The 21,380-nt window shown below is 46.9% G+C and carries 14 protein-coding genes and 1 pseudogene; 10 read left to right on the top strand and 5 right to left on the bottom strand.

The features are described from left to right. Positions 1-586: 586 nt before the first annotated feature. Positions 587-1,162 carry a hypothetical protein gene (locus IY568_RS06345; protein ID WP_194867090.1) on the top strand — a complete coding sequence of 192 codons (576 nt, stop codon included), beginning with the start codon at positions 587-589 and terminating at the stop codon, positions 1,160-1,162. A 741-nt stretch (positions 1,163-1,903) separates the two neighbouring features. Continuing rightward, a pseudogene (opgC, locus tag IY568_RS06335) lies at positions 1,904-3,009 on the top strand (OpgC domain-containing protein). 111 nt (positions 3,010-3,120) lie between these two features. Here the strand turns inward: opgC and IY568_RS06330 are convergent. Further along, on the bottom strand, positions 3,121-3,414 hold the full coding sequence (locus IY568_RS06330; RefSeq protein WP_194867088.1) for a helix-turn-helix transcriptional regulator: 294 nt from the start codon (positions 3,412-3,414) through the stop codon (positions 3,121-3,123). Positions 3,415-3,723: 309 nt separating this feature from the next. Between IY568_RS06330 and IY568_RS06325 the strand changes: the two genes are divergently transcribed. From IY568_RS06325 to IY568_RS06315, 3 genes are read left to right on the top strand one after another with little or no spacing between them, the layout of a single operon-like run. Continuing rightward, positions 3,724-4,023, top strand: coding sequence for a helix-turn-helix transcriptional regulator (locus IY568_RS06325; RefSeq protein ID WP_323744727.1), 300 nt, complete (start codon positions 3,724-3,726; stop codon positions 4,021-4,023). After that, positions 4,020-4,577: a hypothetical protein gene (locus IY568_RS06320; protein ID WP_194867086.1), complete on the top strand. Its 558-nt coding sequence runs from the start codon at positions 4,020-4,022 to the stop codon at positions 4,575-4,577. The genes IY568_RS06325 and IY568_RS06320 overlap by 4 nt, the downstream gene beginning before the upstream one ends. Before the next feature lie 3 nt (positions 4,578-4,580). After that, positions 4,581-5,180 carry a hypothetical protein gene (locus IY568_RS06315; RefSeq protein ID WP_194867085.1) on the top strand — a complete coding sequence of 200 codons (600 nt, stop codon included), beginning with the start codon at positions 4,581-4,583 and terminating at the stop codon, positions 5,178-5,180. Positions 5,181-5,251: 71 nt separating this feature from the next. Here the strand turns inward: IY568_RS06315 and IY568_RS06310 are convergent, their stop codons facing one another. Continuing rightward, the gene (locus IY568_RS06310) at positions 5,252-6,193 is read right to left on the bottom strand and encodes a LysR family transcriptional regulator (protein ID WP_194867084.1); all 942 of its coding nucleotides are present in this window, start codon (positions 6,191-6,193) and stop codon (positions 5,252-5,254) included. Between the two features lie 153 nt (positions 6,194-6,346). Between IY568_RS06310 and hutH the strand changes: the two genes are divergently transcribed. The 3 genes from hutH (at position 6,347) to IY568_RS06295 (ending at position 10,440) form a co-directional block, all read left to right on the top strand. Next, the gene (hutH, locus tag IY568_RS06305; protein ID WP_049863724.1) at positions 6,347-7,840 is read left to right on the top strand and encodes a histidine ammonia-lyase; all 1,494 of its coding nucleotides are present in this window, start codon (positions 6,347-6,349) and stop codon (positions 7,838-7,840) included. A gap of 13 nt (positions 7,841-7,853) precedes the next feature. Continuing rightward, positions 7,854-9,866, top strand: coding sequence for a urocanate hydratase (locus IY568_RS06300; RefSeq protein ID WP_138539087.1), 2,013 nt, complete (start codon positions 7,854-7,856; stop codon positions 9,864-9,866). A gap of 313 nt (positions 9,867-10,179) precedes the next feature. Continuing rightward, positions 10,180-10,440 carry a hypothetical protein gene (locus IY568_RS06295; protein WP_125557515.1) on the top strand — a complete coding sequence of 87 codons (261 nt, stop codon included), beginning with the start codon at positions 10,180-10,182 and terminating at the stop codon, positions 10,438-10,440. Between the two features lie 140 nt (positions 10,441-10,580). Here the strand turns inward: IY568_RS06295 and IY568_RS06290 are convergent, their stop codons facing one another. Beyond that, the gene (locus IY568_RS06290) at positions 10,581-11,795 is read right to left on the bottom strand and encodes an ectonucleotide pyrophosphatase/phosphodiesterase (protein ID WP_194867083.1); all 1,215 of its coding nucleotides are present in this window, start codon (positions 11,793-11,795) and stop codon (positions 10,581-10,583) included. A 155-nt stretch (positions 11,796-11,950) separates the two neighbouring features. Beyond that, a complete protein-coding gene (locus tag IY568_RS06285; protein WP_194867082.1) occupies positions 11,951-12,991 on the bottom strand; it encodes a S66 family peptidase in 1,041 nt (346 codons plus the stop codon). Between the two features lie 169 nt (positions 12,992-13,160). On the opposite strand from IY568_RS06285, the gene IY568_RS06280 reads away from it, so the two are divergent. Continuing rightward, positions 13,161-15,365: a carbohydrate binding family 9 domain-containing protein gene (locus IY568_RS06280; protein ID WP_194867081.1), complete on the top strand. Its 2,205-nt coding sequence runs from the start codon at positions 13,161-13,163 to the stop codon at positions 15,363-15,365. A 49-nt stretch (positions 15,366-15,414) separates the two neighbouring features. Here the strand turns inward: IY568_RS06280 and IY568_RS06275 are convergent, their stop codons facing one another. Beyond that, on the bottom strand, positions 15,415-17,463 hold the full coding sequence (locus tag IY568_RS06275; protein WP_194867080.1) for a winged helix-turn-helix domain-containing protein: 2,049 nt from the start codon (positions 17,461-17,463) through the stop codon (positions 15,415-15,417). A gap of 399 nt (positions 17,464-17,862) precedes the next feature. On the opposite strand from IY568_RS06275, the gene IY568_RS06270 reads away from it, so the two are divergent. Continuing rightward, positions 17,863-21,351 carry a PKD domain-containing protein gene (locus tag IY568_RS06270; protein ID WP_194867079.1) on the top strand — a complete coding sequence of 1,163 codons (3,489 nt, stop codon included), beginning with the start codon at positions 17,863-17,865 and terminating at the stop codon, positions 21,349-21,351. The last annotated feature ends 29 nt before the right edge of the window (positions 21,352-21,380 follow it).

The following is a 21,380-nucleotide window of genomic DNA, read 5'->3' as shown; positions in this document are numbered from 1 at the left end:
GTATTCGATAGTGTTGAATTCGGTACCATTTTGGTGAGGAGCTACTTGCGATACTGGAGTCGACGCGACGAAACACTCTCTGTTGCTATGTTTTCAGACCTGGATATAGTCGATGTTGGCTGCGGTGAAAACGGCTCAGCTAAGAAATGCGACCAGATCTATTAGTGGTTTTCGCGCTAACTTCACGGCTCACGCTACACCAGATGTACACGCCTCGAGCTAGAGCGATTCTAATTTACACACTTGGATCTCACTGACTTACCTCTATTCACCCGGCGGTACGGTCTGCGATATTAATCGCATCAAAAATCTCAGCTGCGCGACTTATGATATTGGCTCTATAGATGATCTGGAAGGCATTACAGACTTACAACCAACAACTATCAGCCTCCTCAACTCACCCAATACCTGCAGAAAAAACGTTGAGGATAGCAAAGATACTAGCCAAAAAGGGTAGCAGCACACTGATAGAACTCAGTACTGGATATCTATGCTTAATTGCAATAATTAATATATACTTCGCAGGCTCCGTTAACAAAAATTATTCACTCGATGAACGTCCCTTTAAAGCTACAGGAATAAACAAATGAAAAGAAAAATAGCGGCCAGTATGCTAATTGCTGCAGCATTATCAGGCTGCACAACAGTCGGATATACGGTTGCCCCAGACAAAGAAACCGCATCACTTCGCGTAGTTTCTCTTGATAGCGGCAACGTGTCGGTATGGATTGATGAAACGGAGGGGTGTATTAATCACAACTTTATCTATGGTGGGGAGATAGCCATTCTGGGAGTAAAGGCCAACTTACTAGCAGACCGCCAGGCTGGCCGTGTGATTGGCATGCCAATGTACCGCTCAGAGGTTCACGAAAAGCAACAAACCGAGTTAAAAGTTGAAGCAAATGTACCTATTTCATTTTATTTTGCGGGTGTCTGGGTTACTGGTGCAAATACACGTATCGATGGCTACAGATACTGTGTGAAAGAAGTCAGCTTTACGCCACTTGCTGGCCATAACTATGAAGCACAATATTATGTGGACAAAATAGATGGCAAAAAACAATGTACAATCACACTTTACGATATCAAGCAGGAAAATGGCGAGTACGTAAAAACAGAAAATGAAAACTACGAACTAACAACAAAGCCATGTAAAAACTAATCAACAACAACGGGAGCTACACTTTGTGGCTTCCCTGCTTTGAAGTGCTTCCACGCCTATAATCCACTAAATCATTTATTGATAACCAAGACTGGCTTACGACTGTTGCCCTGGCTGTTGGAAAAACAGGCTAATTACCATCCACCAATCCAATAAATAGCCACTCAGTGACGAGCAACACTATATTGCATACATACTTTCCATTTTCGGCTCAATGCAGTAAACCTAATACCAAATTGCTTAATTAAGTGTTCCATTTTAAGGCGAGAAAATATCGTCGATAACACCGCTCTCGCTGAGGCACCTACATATATGTAGGCACGGCAAAAATTTGTGAGCCTATGGCTAAGGTATTAGGTTCTAAATGAGAAATTTCTAACACCGTTAGCGTCATATTTGCTCCTTCAAATTAAACAGGTATTAAGTGAAATTGGTATAGGCTATTGAGGACACCTCAAATAGCTATTCTTTGAATTGGAGATCATGCCTACCCAGGCAAATCACTGCAATGTAAAACATAGGTTCTCAAATTGTGTATCGAGATTATGTTTGCAGCATAGCAACGCATTTTCACCCAATACTGGCAGGCATATTAAAGAATCTCAATTGTGCTTTGCTGGCCCATACGATAAGTTTTGTACCTAAAAATAAATATATCGCTAGCCAATGATATCCAACCTGTAAATCGGCAAATTAAGCTCCCCATTTACCTATGGCGTCATTGAGGTTTAAGGAGAGAACATGAGCCGAGATTTAACCTATGATGGCCTGAGAGGCTGGTTGCTTATCATCATTGCCTGCAACCACTTGTTTGGCAGTTTTGTCACGCAATTTACCCGCACTCCGCTGGGATTTGTCTCGGCGGCCGAGGGGTTTGTGTTTTTATCCGGGTTTGTTGCTTATCTGGTGTATGGTCGGCTGGCAAACAATCGCACCGAGTTGCGACGTAAAGTGTGGCGGCGTTGTCTGGTGATTTATGGATTTCATTTGAGTGCTATCCTGATTTGCTTTTCACTGGTCCTCTTATTTCCTTTGTATGTCACGCACTGGTCGGTTTTTTTAATGCAGCTAACTGGTTTAGTAATCCAATACACAGCGCCTTATCCGCCATGTTACTGCTCGAACACCCGGGCTTTCACGATATCCTGATCCTCTATCTGGTGCCCATGATATTTCTGCCTTTTACGATTGAGGCCCTAAAGCGAGGTAAACTGATGTATGTCGTGACGGCTTCCTTGTTGGTCTGGTTGCTGGCCCAGTTCGTCACGGCAGAATTTTTAACGACACCATTTAGCCTGGTGTTTAGCGATATCAAGCTAAACGTCAGTCACTTTGATCCTTTCGCCTGGCAGATTTACTTTTTTATGGGGGTTGTGCTGAGCTATCTGAAGTTTGATAAAGGCCACACCTTTACGTTTACACCTGCAGTACGGGTGTTGCTGTTGAGCGGTATAGGCTTTTTTTTACTGCTGAAGCATGGCTATCCACAATTAATGCGGCCCTATTATGGTGGCCACGGCAGCGCCTCCTTGCTCTATCAGTTTAATCTACTGTTGAGCGTCTATCTGATAATGCACTTAATGCGTCGTTTTTCCTGGCTCTTTACACTAAGATACCCGGTATTTATCGGGCAGCACGCCCTGCCCGTATTCGCCTTTCACTGCGTAGTCATTTACTTCCTGTTGCCATGGAGCCATGAATACACCACTGCACATTGGTACTGGGATCTGTTGGTATGCGCCAGCTTTGTAGCCTTGCTCGCACTTCCGGCTAAACTTGATCAGCTTTGGCGAGCGCGCAGTAAGAATACCAGGCCAGAAGCAAGGCAAAGTGTGAACACCGGGTAATATCGCGCACATCGTTGACGTTTACATAGCCCAATACTTAACACACCCAATATAAGGCATATAAAAGCAAGGCTGAGATGACTCGCTTAAAGAGGAGCTCTGGTATCACCTCTAATCCTGAAGCCACTCCGCCTCATTTTTTTCTGCCGGTTTGGCTTGTGCGAACAGCATATCCGGACAGGAAAAATCTTCTCCAAACATCAGATATAGCTCGTATACCTGCTCTATAGTCATGACAGAGCGGCCCGATTCAAAATTGCTGATGGTGGATTGGTCAACATTCAGTTTGGCAGCCAGCTGTGCCTGTGAGAGCTTATTTTTATACCTTAATTGTCGCAGGTTACATTGCAATCGTCCCATCAATTTATCAATCCGCTGTTTTCTGGCAAACACATCATTTTTCATCGCCGAATCCTTTTATACGCTTTAGGGTCAGCTTGCCCAAGTGCTGACCTGATTTATTAAAAGAGTACACCTGAAGAATACCATTTCAGATGTATCCTTGGTTTCAACTGTCAGAAAAATCGCAACTAATGTAAACACCCTGTTGACCTTTTTAACGTTAAGAAATATCGTGTAACTCACAGTCCCGCACGGCTGTTAGTGTTGCTATTGCAACGAGATAACTTGATATCTCTAACTTGCGTCAGTTTGACATGTTCCCTTTTTGTATTAACATTGCGACCTTCTTGTTAAGATTATGTTCGTTCGAATGTGGAAAAGTCTCCGCATTACAATAAAAAAGGAAAAAAGGACGTGATTGATGGCGATGATTTAAAGGCAATGAGGAAAAACGCCGGCATATCCCAGGAGCTGATGGCCAAAAAGTTAGAGTGCGACCGTAAGACAATCAGTAACTATGAGCAGGGTGTCAGTGACATCAAATCCAGGCAGCTGTTTCGCTGGCTGATGCTGTGCAAAATAGATACACGCTCTTTACTCAATGAAATCAGGCAAATTAGTGACAGTTTAAACCGTCACGATGCGTCAAAGTTACAGGATGACGAAAAATGAAAAAGATACGCCCACTCACACTTCTAACTAAATTGGCTTCTCTGGTAAAACTAACTGACCGGAAAATGAGTCGTGACCTGAGTAATGATAAGAGTTTATCTGGTGGGCAAGGACTGTTGGTCACGGGCTGCGGACCTTATCTACATGATGAGCCGTGCGTCGCAGGCGCTTCTGACGTTAAAATAGAAACTAATGTAGATGAGCAAATCCTGACTAAGAACGCCAGTACACTTGTTTCTGGCAGTGGCCCTTGGAAACCGGTAGACCCCACGTCTCCAGAGATTGAACCTTACTCTAGGTCTAGCAAATTCAAAAATTATAAGCTTGCAGAATATGAAAGCTCACGAGTATCAGGCGGCACAGCTATCAAGCCACCCCGAGCTATTGCAACAAAAATTACCCAGATGCCTTCACCAAAAACTAAAAATGTACATGAGCTTTCCAAAAGTACATGCAGCTTAATATCTGGCAGTTTTGGATATAAACCGCCAAGAGTAGCAAAATATGAAGTTGGTGATAAGCCAATTCCCCCAAAAAAGAATTCACAAGGTTAAGATATGAAACTTTCGCACTTAATTTTGCTCAGCATAGCTTCGCTGGCTTCTTTATATATTCATATATGGGACGTTAGCATGGCCAATACATTGTACATAACCTTGTTATTACTGTGTACAAGCTATGGTGCCTTTAAGCGGGAAATAAATATAACCCACATTTCAGGTTTTATCTTGACCATTACAACCGCCAATTATGTAATTTTCGAGTCTGGCATAATTGATATAGTCACACCAGCTGAAAGCAAACTTCAGCAAGGAACTATTGTTTATGGCTTCCAATTCTTGCTTTGTTTACTAATGTTCATAATCCTAATTTTTAGAGTACAAGTTTCACGCTTACTCTCTAGCTCAAAGCGAATAGAATTAACCCACTTTGATGGTATTTTCCATTGGATTTTCCTATATATGTCTTTGGTTAATCTGCTGGGACTGCTGGAAAATATCGCCTGGTCTTATTTTGAAATGAAATCCTGGACCTTAATCTATGACAATTTCGAAGGACTGATCTATATTGGGTATGCACTGTGTTGTGGCGCATTGCTGACCATGATGATCCTGTCCGCAAGAGAGGGTGGTACTCAGGCTTCCCGCGCATCTTAAATCAAACTAAAACATTCAATAATCAGATGCCAGTCAGCAAAACTGACTGGCATTATTTTTTATGCAGCATGCTAATTTGCATGCACCCGCTTTATTTCTTCGATTAACGCCTCGGCTAAGGGCGAAGCTGTATTGCTTTTTGACGTGATCAGCATCACCGGGATCTGATAGGCATATTTTTCTGGCTGTATGGCTCTGAACATGCCTTTATCAACCCAGTAGCTGGCGTAGTGCTCGGGCAGGTAACCGATAAACTCGCCGGAGAGAATTAAATGGGCAATGCCTTCGTCATGATAGGCAATGGCGCTGTTTTGATAGTTGAGGCCATCATTACGCACCTCTTTATCGCGTAGGTAGTTACTGGTGATCACCTCAGCCTCGGCAAGTAATGCTTCCAACTCGGCGTTATTCCTCCCGGATTTACTCTGGTCATTTTCCACCAAATCACTTTCCACCAAATGAAACAAGGGATGCCCCTGCGCACAATATAAATAGTTGTACTCATTGTGCAGCGGGTAATAATCCAAGCCACGCAGCTGATGGCGACTTACGCCCAGCCCCACCAAAGAGCGGCCGTTCACCACCGATGTTTCGACTTCGCGAGCTTCACATACATGGATATCAAACTGAATATTGCCCCCACGCGCTTTAAGTGCCGAAATGGCCCGTGCCACGCCGCAACGGGGATCGCTGACCATAGTATCTATGGTGGCAATGGTTACCCGCCCTGAGAGTTCGTTTTTAGAGCTGGCCACTGTGCTGGCAAACGCTTCGCATTGCTGCAATAGCTCTAAAGATGCCTGATAGGTCACCCTGCCCGGCTCGGTCAGCTCAAAACCGCTGCGCCCGCGTTTGCATAGTTTCAGACCCAAACGAACTTCCAGGTCCGACAGGTGCGAACTAATGGTTGAACGGCCGATGTTCAGACGCGACTCCGCAGCCGACAAGCCACCGCATTCCACAATGGCGACAAAGATCCGCAGCAACCTTAAATCAACGTCTTGTACCTGCATTAAATACCCACCTCATTGAGTTCGATACTTTTTAGTTCGATAATACCGGAATGAATTACGATAATTATGCATTTATAAAACTACCACAGCAAGTTAGGATTGCGGGATAAAAACAACATCTGCATGTAACAAGATGATATTTAGGAGAATAAAATGACGTTTAGATATGGTATCGATCGTCTGGACCTGGACACAGTCAACGGCATTGCCGATGGCAGCATTAAAGCCGAGCTGTGTCAGGAAGCGCTGGATAAAATCAACACCAGCCGTAGCAATGTTGACGTGATGGCCGCATCCGACGAGGCTGTGTACGGTATTAACACAGGCTTTGGCCCACTGTGTGACACGCAAATCTCACCAGAAGAGACCAATCTGCTGCAAAAAAACCTGCTTATCACCCATGCCGTTGGGGTTGGCGAGCCAATTGCTAAACCTATCTCTAAACTCATGCTGATCACCAAGGTCCATGCGCTGAGTCAGGGTTTCTCAGGTATCCGCCTGGAAACCGTTGAGCGGATGCTAAAGTTCATTGAGCTGGATCTGATCCCAGTCGTACCAGAGCAAGGCTCCGTAGGCGCATCAGGCGACCTCGCGCCTCTGTCTCACTTATTCCTGCCTTTACTGGGCGAAGGTGAATTCTGGCAGGGAGACAAAATCGTACCGGCTGCCGAAGCGCTAAAAGAACACGGCCTTGAACCAATGGAGCTGCACGCGAAAGAAGGTCTGGCCCTGATCAATGGTACTCAGTTTATCCTGTCTCACGCCATTACCGCGCTTACGAAAATGCGCTACCTGCTGGACCTGGCGGATCTGGCCGGAGCCATGAGTATTGAAGGCATGCAGGGCAGCCAGTCACCATTTCGTGAAGAGCTGCACCAAATCCGTGCTTTCGCCGGTAACCTGGAAGTCGCCAAGCGCATGCGCCGTTTCTTTAAAGATTCTCAAAATATGGCTGACCACGAAGAATGTGACCGCGTACAAGACCCGTACTCACTGCGCTGTATTCCACAGGTCCATGGTGCGTCTCGTAACGCCTACAACCACCTGAAAGAGCTGGCTGAAATTGAAATGAACTCAGTCACGGACAACCCCATTGTGATCAGCAGCGAAGAAGCTATCTCAGGTGGTAGCTTCCATGGTCAACCTCTGGCCATGGTACTGGATTACGCATCAATCGCCGCTGCGGAACTGGGCAACATTTCAGATCGTCGTTGTTATTTGCTACTTGAAGGCTTGCACGGTCTGCCGCGCTTATTAACAACCTCTGGCGGCCTCAACTCGGGCATGATGATCCCGCAGTACACCACCGCAGCCCTGGTTACCGAGAACAAATCACTGTGCTTCCCACCATCGGCAGACAGTGTACCGACCTCTATGGGCCAGGAAGACCACGTATCTATGGGTAGTATTTCAGGTCGTAAACTGAACCAGATCCTGGGTAACCTGGATAAAATCTTTGCCATTGAGCTAATGTATGCAGCCCAGGCCATTGAGTTCAGACGCCCTAACACCTGCTCAGACCTGATCGAAGAAAACTTTGCGTTGATCCGCAGCAAAGTCGCCAAACTTGAAGAAGACAGACTGCTTAAGCCAGACATTGATCACATGGTAACATTGGTTAAGTCACAAGCATTTACGGTTAACTAAGGGGAAAATAACAATGACCACCACACTGAGTTTTCAGGACCAAATTAAGCAAGGGATCCCCAGCGAGTTACCTGCGCCTAAGCCTTACCCGGCTGACGCCAACCGCGCCCCGAAGCGTAAAGACATTTTATCAGCCGACGAAAAGCAACTGGCGCTGCGCAATGCGCTACGCTACTTCCCGAAAGAGTGGCATCAGGAACTGGCGGCTGAGTTTGCCGAAGAACTGAAAAGCTTTGGCCGTATCTACATGTACCGCTTTAAGCCAAACTATGATCTTAAAGCGCGCTCGGTAAGCGATTACCCGGCCAAGTGTCAGCAAGCCGCTGCCATCATGCTGATGATCGACAATAACCTGGACCCGGCAGTTGCTCAGCACCCGGAAGAGCTGATCACATACGGTGGTAACGGCGCGGTATTCCAAAACTGGGCTCAATACCTGCTAGCCATGAAATACCTGAGCGAGATGGAAAGCGACCAGACACTGCACATTTACTCTGGTCACCCTATGGGCTTGTTCCCGTCAAGCGAAGACGCACCACGCGTGGTCGTTACCAATGGTATGATGATCCCGAACTATTCAAAGCCTGATGACTGGGAAAAGTTCAATGCACTGGGTGTCACTCAGTATGGCCAGATGACGGCAGGTTCATTCATGTACATTGGCCCACAGGGTATTGTTCATGGCACCACCATCACGGTGATGAACGCGTTCCGTAAAGTCCTTGAAAAAGGCGACAGCCCGAAAGGTAAGATCTTCCTGACAGCCGGTCTTGGCGGCATGAGTGGCGCACAGCCAAAAGCGGGTAACATTGCAAACTGTATTACAGTATGTGCCGAAGTGAACCCGGCTGCTGCGACTAAACGTCACCAGCAAGGCTGGGTAGATGAACTCATCGACAACATGGATGAGCTGGTTGCCCGTGTTAAAACAGCACAGGCAAACGAAGAAGTGGTGTCAATTGCCTACATCGGCAACATTGTCGATGTCTGGGAAACCTTCTATGAGCAGGATATTTTCATTCACCTGGGTTCAGATCAGACGTCGCTGCATAACCCCTGGTCAGGTGGCTATTACCCGGCAGACATCAGCTTTGAAGAGTCAAACAGACTGATCCGCGAAGAGCCTGAAGTATTCAAAGAAAAAGTACAGGCAACGCTTAAGCGTCATGCTGATGCGGTAAACAAGCATACTGCTCGTGGTACGTATTTCTTTGACTACGGCAATGCCTTCTTACTCGAATCATCTCGTGCCGGTGGCGATGTGATGGCCGAAAACGGCATCGACTTCAAATATCCATCATACGTGCAGGATATTCTGGGCCCGATGTGCTTTGACTACGGCTTTGGCCCATTCCGTTGGGTTTGTGCCTCTGGCAATCCAGCAGATCTTGATAAAACCGATGCCATCGCAGCTGAAGTGCTGAACAAGATCATGGCGGAATCGCCTGAAGAGATCCAACAGCAGATGCAGGACAACATCACCTGGATCCAAGATGCTAAGCAAAACAAACTGGTTGTTGGCTCTCAAGCGCGTATTCTGTACGCTGACGCACAAGGTCGTATGGAAATTGCCAAAGCCTTTAACGATGCCATCGAGCGCGGCGAAATTGGTCCGGTTGTATTGGGTCGTGACCACCACGATGTGAGTGGTACTGATTCACCGTTCCGCGAAACCTCAAACATTTATGACGGAAGTCGCTTCACAGCAGACATGGCCATTCACAATGTCATTGGTGACAGTTTCCGTGGTGCGACCTGGGTCTCTATCCACAACGGCGGTGGCGTAGGCTGGGGTGAAGTGATCAACGGTGGGTTTGGCATGGTGCTGGACGGCAGCAGCGATGCTGAGCGTCGCCTTAAGTCTATGCTACTGTTCGATGTGAACAATGGTATTGCACGTCGTAGCTGGGCTCGTAACGAAGAAGCCAACTTTGCCATTAAACGCGAAATGGCGCGCACGCCTAAGCTTAAAGTGACACTGCCAAATGGCGTAGACGATGAAATTTTAAATAATCTGTCGCTTTAACTGCTGACAATCAGCAAGAAAAAATGGCTACCCTGGGGTGGCCATTTTCATATCCGCTGCACTTAACCAGCACTGTACATGCGTTTCAATCAACACTCAGCGTAGAGCTTGCCTTATAACGACTTTTAACTGTCACGGTTTACGCATCTTACTGCCACATCGCACAAGCAATATGTACAACGACATTATCCAATTATGTCATGTATTATCAGACCATGAGCCAGGTTCTGGCTCTTTTTCATACAATCCAGATGGTAGAACCTGACAGTATGAACTAACATAGCTGTGTTATGATATTGATGGGCTATTCGCTATGACTCGCGCAGAAAAGCTTTTGTACCGCTTAATCCTCGCAGACCTGTTAAGCTGCCATCCAGCTCCTTTGCCCGTATCGGCGCTCAGACTCCAGGGGATCAAAACAGACAATGTGACCCTTCAAGCCGTAATAGACCTGATGACTGAACAGCAAGTGATCTCCGTATCTCCTTCAGGCGAGATAAGACTGGCGCCAAGAAGCGACCTGAACACACTAACTGAAGGCTATTATCCTTTTGATTTAGCTAACATTGACTAACTTACCCACAGAAAATGTGGTTATCTTGTTAGTAACTCAGGAATAAAGATAGCCAGGCAAGGCCAACTAGGTTCAAATTCACCATAGAGGTGACATCAGGGCAAAAAATACGCCACCTGAGACACCTCTGTTGTTATTTATTAATGACGTAGAGCAGGTAATAGAGATGCGCCCGTGCCGTCAATATCAGACAATAATTCAAGACCCAGGATCTGCGCCACGACAGGATAGATATCAAGGTTTTTCACCGGGCCTACCTTTGTACCCTGCTTGAACGCGGGGCCCACAGCAACAAAGGTTGCGTGCATATCCTCGGTGATGGCAAAACCATGAGTACCATAGTGTTTATCTTTTTCGTCATAAGCAAAATAGCGCGGTGCCTGAGTTTCAACCACAATATCGGCAGTCGTTGCATTGATTGTCACACCACGGCTCGTGAGTGTCTCTTCAGTGATAATGTCATAACGACCGCGAGCATTGCGCATCAGCTGAGCGCGTACCTCATCCAGGTTTACACTGGCTTCGGGCTTTTTATATAACCACACCTGAGTGCCACTGTTTTTAACGATAAAGTCACTCAGTTCTACACCTAAATCCGACAGTTGCAAACTCATGTCCGGATCCAGCTGTGCCATACCATGATCCGATACAATGATCAGGTTTACATCTTGTTCAACCTCGCGCTGAATGCGCCTTGCAAGCTGGCCAACCAGCTTATCAACCTTCTGGACAGCCTGATAAGTTTGTTGCGCATCCGGGCCAAAATCATGTCCCATGGTATCCACCAGCGAGAAATAACCTGCAACAAAGCGTGGGCGTTTCTGCGCTGGCAACTTAAGCCATTGCACTATCTGATCAATACGCTGCTGGTAATCACTGTGCTGTGAGTAATGGTAAAAGTAACTGGGCGTCATGCCATTGATGCGGGCATCTGATTCAGGCCAGAAATAGGTAGCAGCTTTTAGCCCTTGCATTTCAGCCAGGTTCCAAAGCGGGATCCCTTTTAGCCAGGAACTGTCATCCTGACCATAGCCCATTTTATAACACTGGTTACGATTTTTATCGCAAAAATGATTGCCGACAATGCCATGGTTAGATGGCAGCAAGCCAGTAATAATAGAAAGGTGGTTGGGGAAGGTCTTGGTCGGATACACAGGCTCAAGATACTCGGCTCTGACGCCTTGTGCAGCAATGGCCGCAAGGTTCTTTGCTTTGTGTTTTTCAATGTAATCCCAGCGGAACCCATCCAGTGAAATCATCACCACACTTTGTTCAGAGCTCTGCTCTTTTGCCGAGGCCTGTGTAGAAATCAGCGTAATAAAGAGGAGTACTACCGGTAACGCATGTTTGATCATAATGCCCTTTTGTTCCTGAAACAATAAATCAGCGTGGGCACCATAAAACTAAAATATGAATGAAATGAAGGACCTTTTACCGAAAACCGCAGTATTTTCGACCAGTAACAGATTTTCGGGACGAGCCACACTCGTCCCAAACTAATACTCAATACTTAACGCAGATGCTGCATCAGAGTCCAGTGTTCATCACCCTGGCGTACCTCTGCCAGTGCCCCATTGATCAGCACCATATTAGGCGCAATATGGGAGACATCAACACCTGTAATAACAGGTACCGCCAGATCACCTAGCGCCATTTTCACCGCAGTATCCCCATCAAATGCCTTACCGGCATTGCCAGATACCGCGTTACGACCAATGAGAATACCGGCTGCATTCTCGAACGCCCCACGTAACCTCAGACTCTGCAAAGCGCGATAGTAAGCAGTCGGAGACTGTTCCGCATTTTCAAAATAAAAGATCAGTTTATCTTGCGGATGTCTGTCAAGCAGCGCCTGAGGATCAAAGTACTCTGAGCCAAACATCAACATATGTGTGTCCAGACAGCCTCCTATCAGGCGTCCCTGAAACGATACAGGCTTGTTATGATGCACATCGCCATTCAATACTTCCCAGCGATTTGGCTCGGTCAGATTAAAAACAGCCTGACTGTCTTGCGCATAATTGTTATAACCTTGTTCATAGAAAGGCGCGCTGTACTGCGTGAACGCCTTACCCGTTGGCGTTTTTAAATGGGTGAAAGTATCGGCCGTCAGTGCATCGGTTTGTGCCAAAGACAACTGCATCAGGTTAGTACAATGACAGGTTGCCCAGCCCAGTTTGCTGGAAAACGCGCTGAGTACGGTGCTGATATCTGAAAACCCCATCAACCACTTTGGTCGTGCCTGCTTCAGAGCCTGCCAGTCCAGCAAGGGCAAGAGATCCATCGCAATCTCTCCACCCCAGGGCGCCATAATTGCATCCACCTGGTCGTCCAGTAAAAACCGCATCAGCTCATCCACGCGCCTGTCCACCGATGCGCTCACATGTAACTTATCCTCACGTAAGCAGCACCCTTCGAGTACCTTGAAGCCACGCAGCGCCAGATCACCCAAGACAAGGTCAAGTCGGGGATGCAAAGGTGCCGCAACGCCGCTGGAAAATGCGGTAACCGCAATGGTACTTCCTGAGATAAGAGGGGCTGGATAGTGCATAAGTTGTCCTTTTTACATACTTAAAATTTAAAACCATTTAATTCATAACGTTAGGCAGGTATTTGTCACACAATTTCCTCACTTTGTCACCTTATTTCGCGCCTTTCTCACGCTTTTTGTTTTCGCCTCAACAACAATGGAGCCAGCTTTTTACGAAACGGATAAAACAATGAACAAGTTGAACGCACTAAGCTTAGCCCTTTGCTCTCTATACGCAGCTTGCGGTAACGCACAACAATCACCGGAGACCATTCGTCCCTGGCAGCAATTTACGCAAAACGACACCACAATCCCACGTCTCAGTGTGGCACCTGATATAGACGGTGAACTGACTCCCACAGAATGGCAAAATGCACGAGTGATCACAGATTTTGTTGAATTCCGACCCACAGTGGGTGGCACCCCAAGATACCCGATCACGGCGTATGTTGCTTATGATGAACACTTCTTTTATGTTGCCGCTAAAATTACGCAGCCCTTCGACACGATCACGGACAGAGTTCTCACCCAGGGGGAACGAGTCTGGAACGAAGACTATTTTGGCCTGATCCTTGATACTAACCATGATAAATCCGATGGCTACTTGTTTCACGTTACCCCTTCGGGCGTAAGAGAAGATGGCCTGGTAAATGGCACTGAATATATCGCAGAATGGAAAACACTGTGGTACGCCAAAACCCAACAACAGGACGATGGCTGGACGGTAGAAATTGCCATTCCCATGCAGTCATTGTCCTTCGACCCGGACGCCGCAAACTGGGGGTTACAATTGCGCCATAAACTCTCCAGTCCCTATGTGCAATCATACTGGAACCTTAATAACCCCAACTCATCAGGCTGGCATGCATCACAAACCGCGCCAATTTCCGGACTACGCGAGTTAAATCAGGGCAAAGGCATTGAAGTGAAACCCGGCCTGGCATACAAAGACTCACTGGAGGAGAGCAGCTTTGAGCCTTCGCTGGATGCCACTTACCGGTTTACCCCCAGCCTGACCGGTCAGTTGACGCTCAATACCGACTTTTCCGGCACAGATGTCGACGAAATAGAAATGAACATGACCCGCTTTGGTCAGTACTACAGTGAAAAGCGCGACTTCTTTTTACAGGACAGTCAGATATTTCGTTTTGGTGGAATGGACGATAATGATTTTAACGGCATGCCATTTTATTCGCGCCGTATTGGTCAGGGCCCACAGTCGGGCGTGCTGGATGTTAACTGGGGCACGAAACTCACAGGCCGAATTGGCAATACCGATCTGGGTGTATTGAGCGTCAACCAGGAACGCGACGGAAACATAGCTGAAACCACTCAACTCAGTGTCGCCAGAGCCAAACAACACATTGGCGAGCGCCATCAATTGGGTGCAATCTTCACCCATGGCACTGCCGATGACAGTGCCAGTCAAACACTCAGTGGGATAGATTACCGCTTTGACGATATTGTATTTGGTGAAGAGCAATTGATTGCCAACGCCTTTTACCAGTCTATCGACCTGCCAGATAACCTGTCTGACAGTGACAGTGACAGTGACAGTGACAGTAAAGCGTATGGCTTGGCGTTCAAAATGCCGAATGACCGATTTTATCTGGACACCAAGTATCGCTATATCGGCAAGGACTTTAACCCGGCAATGGGGTTTGTGAATCGCACAGACCTGAAATACTATCACCTTACCAGTCACTACCGAGTACGCCCACAAACAGGCTGGCTGGGTGACAACCTCAACCTTTATCAGTTCAGAACCTATTATAAACGCTGGGAAAATACTGATGGCGAAAAGAAAGGTCAGCAGTTGTTCTTACAGCCTTTGATAATACAAACCAAATCTCATGACTATTTTCACATCAGCTACGATATGTACAACAAAGTGCTCAAAGACCCGTTCAAGTTTCGTGACAACATTCAGTTTGCTGAGGGTGAGTATGATTACAATCAATGGACGGTGTTTTATGAAACAGCCAGCGATCGGCCTATCTTTGCCAGTGGCCGAATTGTCAAAGGCGACTTTTTTGATGCGGATCTGACACGCTATAGCATGACACTCAACGCGCGCCCCAATAAACACTTATATGTGCAACTTGGCCGTCATATGTACTACTACGAACGGGCTGGCGAGAAGAGCAACATGTACAATACTCGGCTAAAAGTGAATATAGCCTTTAACAGCGAGTGGTCCTGGAACTCACTATTACAGCATAATACCCAGTCAGACAGCTTCTCACTCTTTAGCCGACTACGCTATGAACCAGCGCCAGATGAATTGTATCAGTTGAGTATTAACAAAGGCTATGACTTAGAGGATGGCTGGCACGATAAAAAGGCCGTATTTTCTGAAACCGCCGTGAAACTTAACTACACCTATAGATGGTAAACATTGGTCGCAAAGCGCGTTGCACAACTTCTGGCAACGCGCTTTCTTGTTAACGTGCTATCGTCTTGTATACATCGCTTCTAAAAGCCGCTTTACGACCATAGATCACTTGCCCATCACGAACATCAAACCCCATATAGGAACCTATGTCCTGGCGAGACAAAGGGTGTAACCCTTCATCGCTCAGTTTATAGCGGGCCAGTTCGTGCCACTCTTTGGTCATCAGATACACTATGCCATTCTCTATCTCCAGATTGGAGAATGGCTCCAGCGCCCCTATTTTTTCTCCCTGCGCCCGATCTATGCCATTCAAAATACTGGCAAAAGGAAAGCGATAAAGCACATGTTCCATGTCTGTCAGATACACATACTCGGGCGTTGCAGGATCCGATAATGCGGTTATCCAGCCTTCAGGCAGCTGCGCAACCTGCTGCATCTGACGATTGTAAATTTGCACTCGTTTTAGCTCATTTTGCTTCACAGACAACGCAAACAAGCTATTACTCAGCCAGCTTTGCTGATAAATATAGCCATCAAAAAATAAGGTATTACCTTGCTGTGCCTCATTGGTGGGGATCAGCCACATGGCATGATTATCGTGATTGATCAGCAAAAACTCATCATCAGGTGACAAAGCCATATCCCTCAGACGTGCATGATCCGGCAATCTGGGAAGCGGCCTGGCCTGCTCTTCTGGCTGCTGATAATACACCTGTGAGCTACCGGAACGGTCAGAAATAAAATACACCCCGGTGTCGGTATGCGCTAATCGAGGGGAACGGTCCAGTCCATTGCTGTTATCCAGCACAAAGCCCGTTTCCAGCCACTGCAGCTCAATGTCTTTGTCATAAGTTGTGAAGATGTAGTCCTTACCATTGCTATGGCGAGCAATATTGCAGCAAATTTTATCACTCAGGCTACTGAGCAAAATCGGCTGGCTATCGGTAAAAGACTGATGATACATCTGAGTTCGCGGGCTGGAAGAGGAAAATACAATGCCCTTATGGTCGTGGTCCCAAATCGCGCCGTGGATCAGACCGGTTCGGGAAATCTGTAATGCTTGCTGTGCAGACTCAGGCTCATAGGTGATCACACTGCTGTTTCCGTCAATTGTGTGTGCCGTCAGCAGCAGCTCGCGAGTGCCTGGATGTGCATCCAAATAAGCCAACCGCCATGAGGATTCAAGCTCGGTTGGTAATTTCCTGATATCGCCAGAAAAATCAAAAGTATATAAGTCGTTTTTATGTTCGAAACGGCGTTCATGTGCCAATGAATATATGCGGTCTTCGCCTGCAACGTAAATGCTGTCATGATAAATCAGATCACAGTTATACAATGCTTCTGAGGGCGGTGCAAGTTGCTGCGCTGCCAGGTCCAGCCTGGCTTTAAACCAGCCACATCGCTGCTGATAGTAGCCTTTAAAAACCAAATACTCGCCCTGATTACCGAGCAATTGTTGTAAATGATAACCAGGTGCGTCAACGGACCGTGGTAAAGCACGATTATCACTATCATAGTCAGCCACCCACAAACTACGCCCTTGGTCCGCGGTCACATTTAAAAAAGCAACATGAGACTGGGATGCCAGCACAATAGGAAACATCTTGCCGCCACTCACCCGACTCAGCGCCTGACTCTCCCCATATTGTAATGAAGGTGCGCGACTATAGTGCCATACGAGACTGCTCAGCAAGCCGGCCAGTATCAGCACGCCCAACAACAGATAGCGCGAGAAGGCAGGCTTTTGTTTTGCCGATTGAACTGACGAAGCTGAGATTTCTTCCACTCCTGAGTTGAGCGGCGCAATAAAGCGATAACCTTGTTTAGGCACGGTTTGGATATATTGAGGCGCCTTAGGGTCATCACAAAACACCTTTCTCAGATTGGCCACCAGCTTGTTTATGGCATTATCCGTCACGATAGCGCCTTGCCAGATTGCGCTTTGCAATTCATCCCGCCCGATAATACGGTTGGGGTTGTTGATAAAAAATGTCAGTAATGAGAGCTGCCGTGGATCCAGTGTGATGCTGTGCTCACCGTTAATCAGCTCATTGGTTTGTTGATAGAGGCGAAACTCGCCAATTTGTATAAAATCCATGGATTTCTCGTCAACCCTCAGCCATGTTATTACTACCCGACAAGTAGCTTAAAGCTGGCAAATTTAGGCTCATTATTATTCTTTTGCTATTACGTCTTTGTGCTCGCAGGCAGCGAGGGAAACCGTGACGAAACACGTTAGGGTTTAGTCTATGATCATCTCATTGCTTTGCAACCCGCCAGTGAAGAATCATTGCAAAAACCCACCATACCCGAACAAAATACAGTCAAAACTCAATCCTATTGAAAGGAATTGCATACAATAGTCTGTATCACTAGTACTGCTGAGATTTCCGGCTATTTAAAATTCACTTTTTCGACTTATAAACTATGCTTACCCTGCTCACTAAATAACCAAAGGAAGGGCGATTTTATTTCGCTAAATAGAACAGGTGTGTTTATGAAAAGTCTCAAATTATTATTGGCAGCCTCTGGCCTGACAGCCATACTGGCTGGATGCGGCGGGTCATCCGATAGTGGACCGTCACCCAACCCAAATCCAAATCCTGACCCTGGCGTAGAAAACCAAGCGCCCTCAGTCAGTATTACTGGTGATAACGAAGCGCAGGAGAAAACCGCTGTGTCGCTTAAAGCCAATGCGACAGACAGCGATGGCGAAATCGCCAGCTACAGCTGGAGTGTGACATCAGGCCCTGCTACCACATTAAACAACAGTACAACCAGTGATGTCAGCTTCACAACGCCCGAGGTAACCACGGACACTGTTATGACCATCGCAGTAACCGTGACCGATGACGACGGCGCAACCAGCACAGCCACGAAAAACTTCACAGTTAAACGTTTGGTAAGGTCAGTTACACTTAACGGTATAGTGACCGATGCGCCAGTCGCAAATGCCTCTTTAATGGCATATGTAGGCGATGAGTCCTTCCCGGCGACCGCCGATAACGATGGTATCTACACGATTCAACTTGATGTAGATGATTCAGCCGTAAACCGGCTCATTCGTATCCAGGCTAATGGTGGAACTAACCAGGAGAATGTCGAGTTCTATTCGCAGCTGGAAAGCTTTGAAACGGTCGCCACTCAGGCTGGTGATGACGGCATAGTCAATAGCAGCGAGAACTTTGGGGTAAACATCACCAATGTCACCACTGCGGAGTATGCGCTAGTCACACGCTCTGTAGGTGGTGTGCCGCAAACTACGGACGAGCTGAACAACGCGTTGGTCGGTGTTGATGCCAATGAGAAACTGACTTTATCGGCACTAATAAAACTGGTTGTCGATGGCAGCGGCGATACCAAATTCTCTTTACCTGCGGGTGTAAACAACACCTTTGAACTGGTTTCAAACCAAAGCGCCATTGATGAGCTTACGAATACAATCAACGACACGGATCCGACTTTGATTGATACCACCAAAGAATCCATCAAAAACGACGACAAACTCGTTGATAATGGTGAAGGTTCCATTGTTGGTTCATATCTGATTGGCTCCACACGATACTTCCGTAGCCACTTTACCGAAATGACATTAAATGAAGACGGAACTGGTACCTTCACCGACCACACCAGCGGTGCCATCACCTGGACACAGGCGACTGACGGAGCAGTGAGTATCGTTTTTGGTGACGGTATTTTCTCACCCAGACACAGTTGTAAAAATGCCGAAGGCATGAGCTATACCTGCTACTCACGGTACAAAACCGCCACTTTTAGCATTTACGATGACAATGACTTTGCCAAAGCAATCAGCCTGACTGGCGTGCGTGATGAGATCAAAGCCGATGATGATACTGTTTTAAATGCGGATGTATCTAACACGGAAGACTTTACTATGGTTGTGCGTGGCAACACCATTACTCCCACTGCGGCGCAAATGCAGGGAGTGTGGCACTTTGACCAAATGTACTACCTGATGGCGGGTGAAACCGGCAACGAGTATTACCTTCCGCAAACCAGTAAAATGATGTTCAACCAGGATGGCACCGGTAAATCGACCTTACCAGATGGCACCGAGCGTGATTTCAGCTGGGAAGTTAGTGCGAATAATCTGGTTGTTATGCTTGCCAAAACTGACACTATGGAAGCACAAACGCTCACCTACTGGTTATTAAAATCACTGCAAAGTGGTTTTCAGTTCTGGGCAATCACCAATGATGCTGTGGCCACTGAACCAGACAAAATGTGGTCAATGACGCACCGCCATCGCACCGGTATCATGATGCCTGAACAAAATGTCACCCTGAATAATGCGATGGCACTTGGGCGCTTTGTTCCTTACCAGGGGGCAAACCTGCCGCAAAATTATTTCTTCGACAACTTTATAAATGGTGTTACCTATTCACAGCTGAATAAGTACACTGAGTCCTGGGCAGTAAATAATAATACCCTATCCACCAATTTATACTACGACAATGTAAATCGGCGTAATGTATACCAATGTCCTGAAGGCGCGACACCTGACAGTTGTGTCATTAACTCCAGTAACAGCTATGATGTCCTCTCAATGGATGGTAACAATTGGTATGTACGCGTTAGCTTTACCAATATACTCGACCCAGGCACATTCTCTACTTATTTGCTCAAATACGTGAAAACTGAAACGGCCTTAACTCAATTTGACTATATGTGGATGGATAATCGTATTTTCTTCATCCTAAACGGCGGTTTTCAGGCCGAGTTAAAATACTACTTCCTGAATTACAGCGACGATGACACCTTTACCCGGGTAATTCGTGACAGTAACTTTAGCGAAATTGGTACTTACTCTGTTAAGTCAGGCAAGCTGCATTCGGATGAGTCGGGCTCAGTCACAGTGAGTGACCTGAAGGGCTTTGACCGGGACTACATTAAGGTCTGTAATTATCCATTGGATACCAACTGCGATCAGGGTGAGGAAATGACCTACTACCTCAATACTGGCGCAGCAGACAAAGCAAATATGATACAACCTCCTGTGCCAGTTTACTCAACCGACCCACTTAACGGCGCCTGGTATGACCCCAACGAGCCCGACTTTGTGGTGGTGATCCGCGACGGTAAATGGGTGCATATGGAACTTAAATCGGATGATACACCTGATGCGATGGCAGGACTGGAGGTCGGTTATGCCAGCTGGAATGACAGCACTGGGGAATTTATGGTCGATAAGGTTTTTGACGCCAATGGCTCGTATGGCTTTGATTCTGCGCTCAAACACACCATGATGATCGATGGTAATACCCTGACCGTTGATGTTGAGGGTGAGCCCTCGTTCACCTTCACTCGACTGGTAGACGCAAATAACCCCTTGGTGGGTGCTTATGTGGAGTATCCACTGGATAGCGGCCGGATCTGGGTAACAGCATTTATGCCCGGTAATAAGTTTTTTGAAGCAGACTATGAAAGCGCCGACTCTGCCATGGCCGGTATCAACTACGGTAGTTTTAGCTATGATGCCAGCACAGGCCAAACTGAGCTAACGTTTGAACTGAACCAGCTCGCAGACAGCGACACGCGATTCGCCATGTTCCTGAACGGTGATGTGATCCAGTGGAAAGACGGCAATGACCTGGGCATAGTACAGCGTGTTAAACCTATGTCTGGTCAGCCCCTGTTTGATAGCCACACTCTGATGTATGAACGCTATGCACTTATCAATGGCGATCAGACTATGTATGTGGAGTTCCACAGCGGGAACTTAGCGGAGATGGTCACAGAGGGTAAAACACGCGCCTTTACCTGGTCAGTTAATCAGGGACAATTGATGCTGATGGCAAACACCCCAGCTTCCGGACTTGGTGCTGAAGGTTATGTCATTTCACCAAGCTCTATGCTCGATGATGGCTGGAAAGTGTCTGTGCTGAAAATGATGGAGCCAGATCCAGCCACTGAAAACGACCCAACCAGCTCATATATGCGATTTGATGCAGATATGCGCCGATAAGTAGTAGCCATGCGCGATCCCTTCTTCCC

It is taken from the genome of Pseudoalteromonas sp. PPB1, assembly GCF_015356275.1.
GTDB lineage: Bacteria > Pseudomonadota > Gammaproteobacteria > Enterobacterales > Alteromonadaceae > Pseudoalteromonas > Pseudoalteromonas rubra_D.
Note: the sequence above shows the minus strand (reverse complement) of the source record. Positions and strands in the feature narration are given on the sequence as shown.

Coding starts and splice junctions, on each gene's coding strand:
- IY568_RS06345 (WP_194867090.1), top strand. CDS start 587: ATGAAAAGAAAAATAGCGGCCAGTATGCTAATTGCTGCAGCATTATCA.
- IY568_RS06330 (WP_194867088.1), bottom strand. CDS start 3,414: ATGAAAAATGATGTGTTTGCCAGAAAACAGCGGATTGATAAATTGATG.
- IY568_RS06320 (WP_194867086.1), top strand. CDS start 4,020: ATGAAAAAGATACGCCCACTCACACTTCTAACTAAATTGGCTTCTCTG.
- IY568_RS06315 (WP_194867085.1), top strand. CDS start 4,581: ATGAAACTTTCGCACTTAATTTTGCTCAGCATAGCTTCGCTGGCTTCT.
- IY568_RS06310 (WP_194867084.1), bottom strand. CDS start 6,193: ATGCAGGTACAAGACGTTGATTTAAGGTTGCTGCGGATCTTTGTCGCC.
- hutH (WP_049863724.1), top strand. CDS start 6,347: ATGACGTTTAGATATGGTATCGATCGTCTGGACCTGGACACAGTCAAC.
- IY568_RS06300 (WP_138539087.1), top strand. CDS start 7,854: ATGACCACCACACTGAGTTTTCAGGACCAAATTAAGCAAGGGATCCCC.
- IY568_RS06295 (WP_125557515.1), top strand. CDS start 10,180: ATGACTCGCGCAGAAAAGCTTTTGTACCGCTTAATCCTCGCAGACCTG.
- IY568_RS06290 (WP_194867083.1), bottom strand. CDS start 11,795: ATGATCAAACATGCGTTACCGGTAGTACTCCTCTTTATTACGCTGATT.
- IY568_RS06285 (WP_194867082.1), bottom strand. CDS start 12,991: ATGCACTATCCAGCCCCTCTTATCTCAGGAAGTACCATTGCGGTTACC.
- IY568_RS06280 (WP_194867081.1), top strand. CDS start 13,161: ATGAACAAGTTGAACGCACTAAGCTTAGCCCTTTGCTCTCTATACGCA.
- IY568_RS06275 (WP_194867080.1), bottom strand. CDS start 17,463: ATGGATTTTATACAAATTGGCGAGTTTCGCCTCTATCAACAAACCAAT.
- IY568_RS06270 (WP_194867079.1), top strand. CDS start 17,863: ATGAAAAGTCTCAAATTATTATTGGCAGCCTCTGGCCTGACAGCCATA.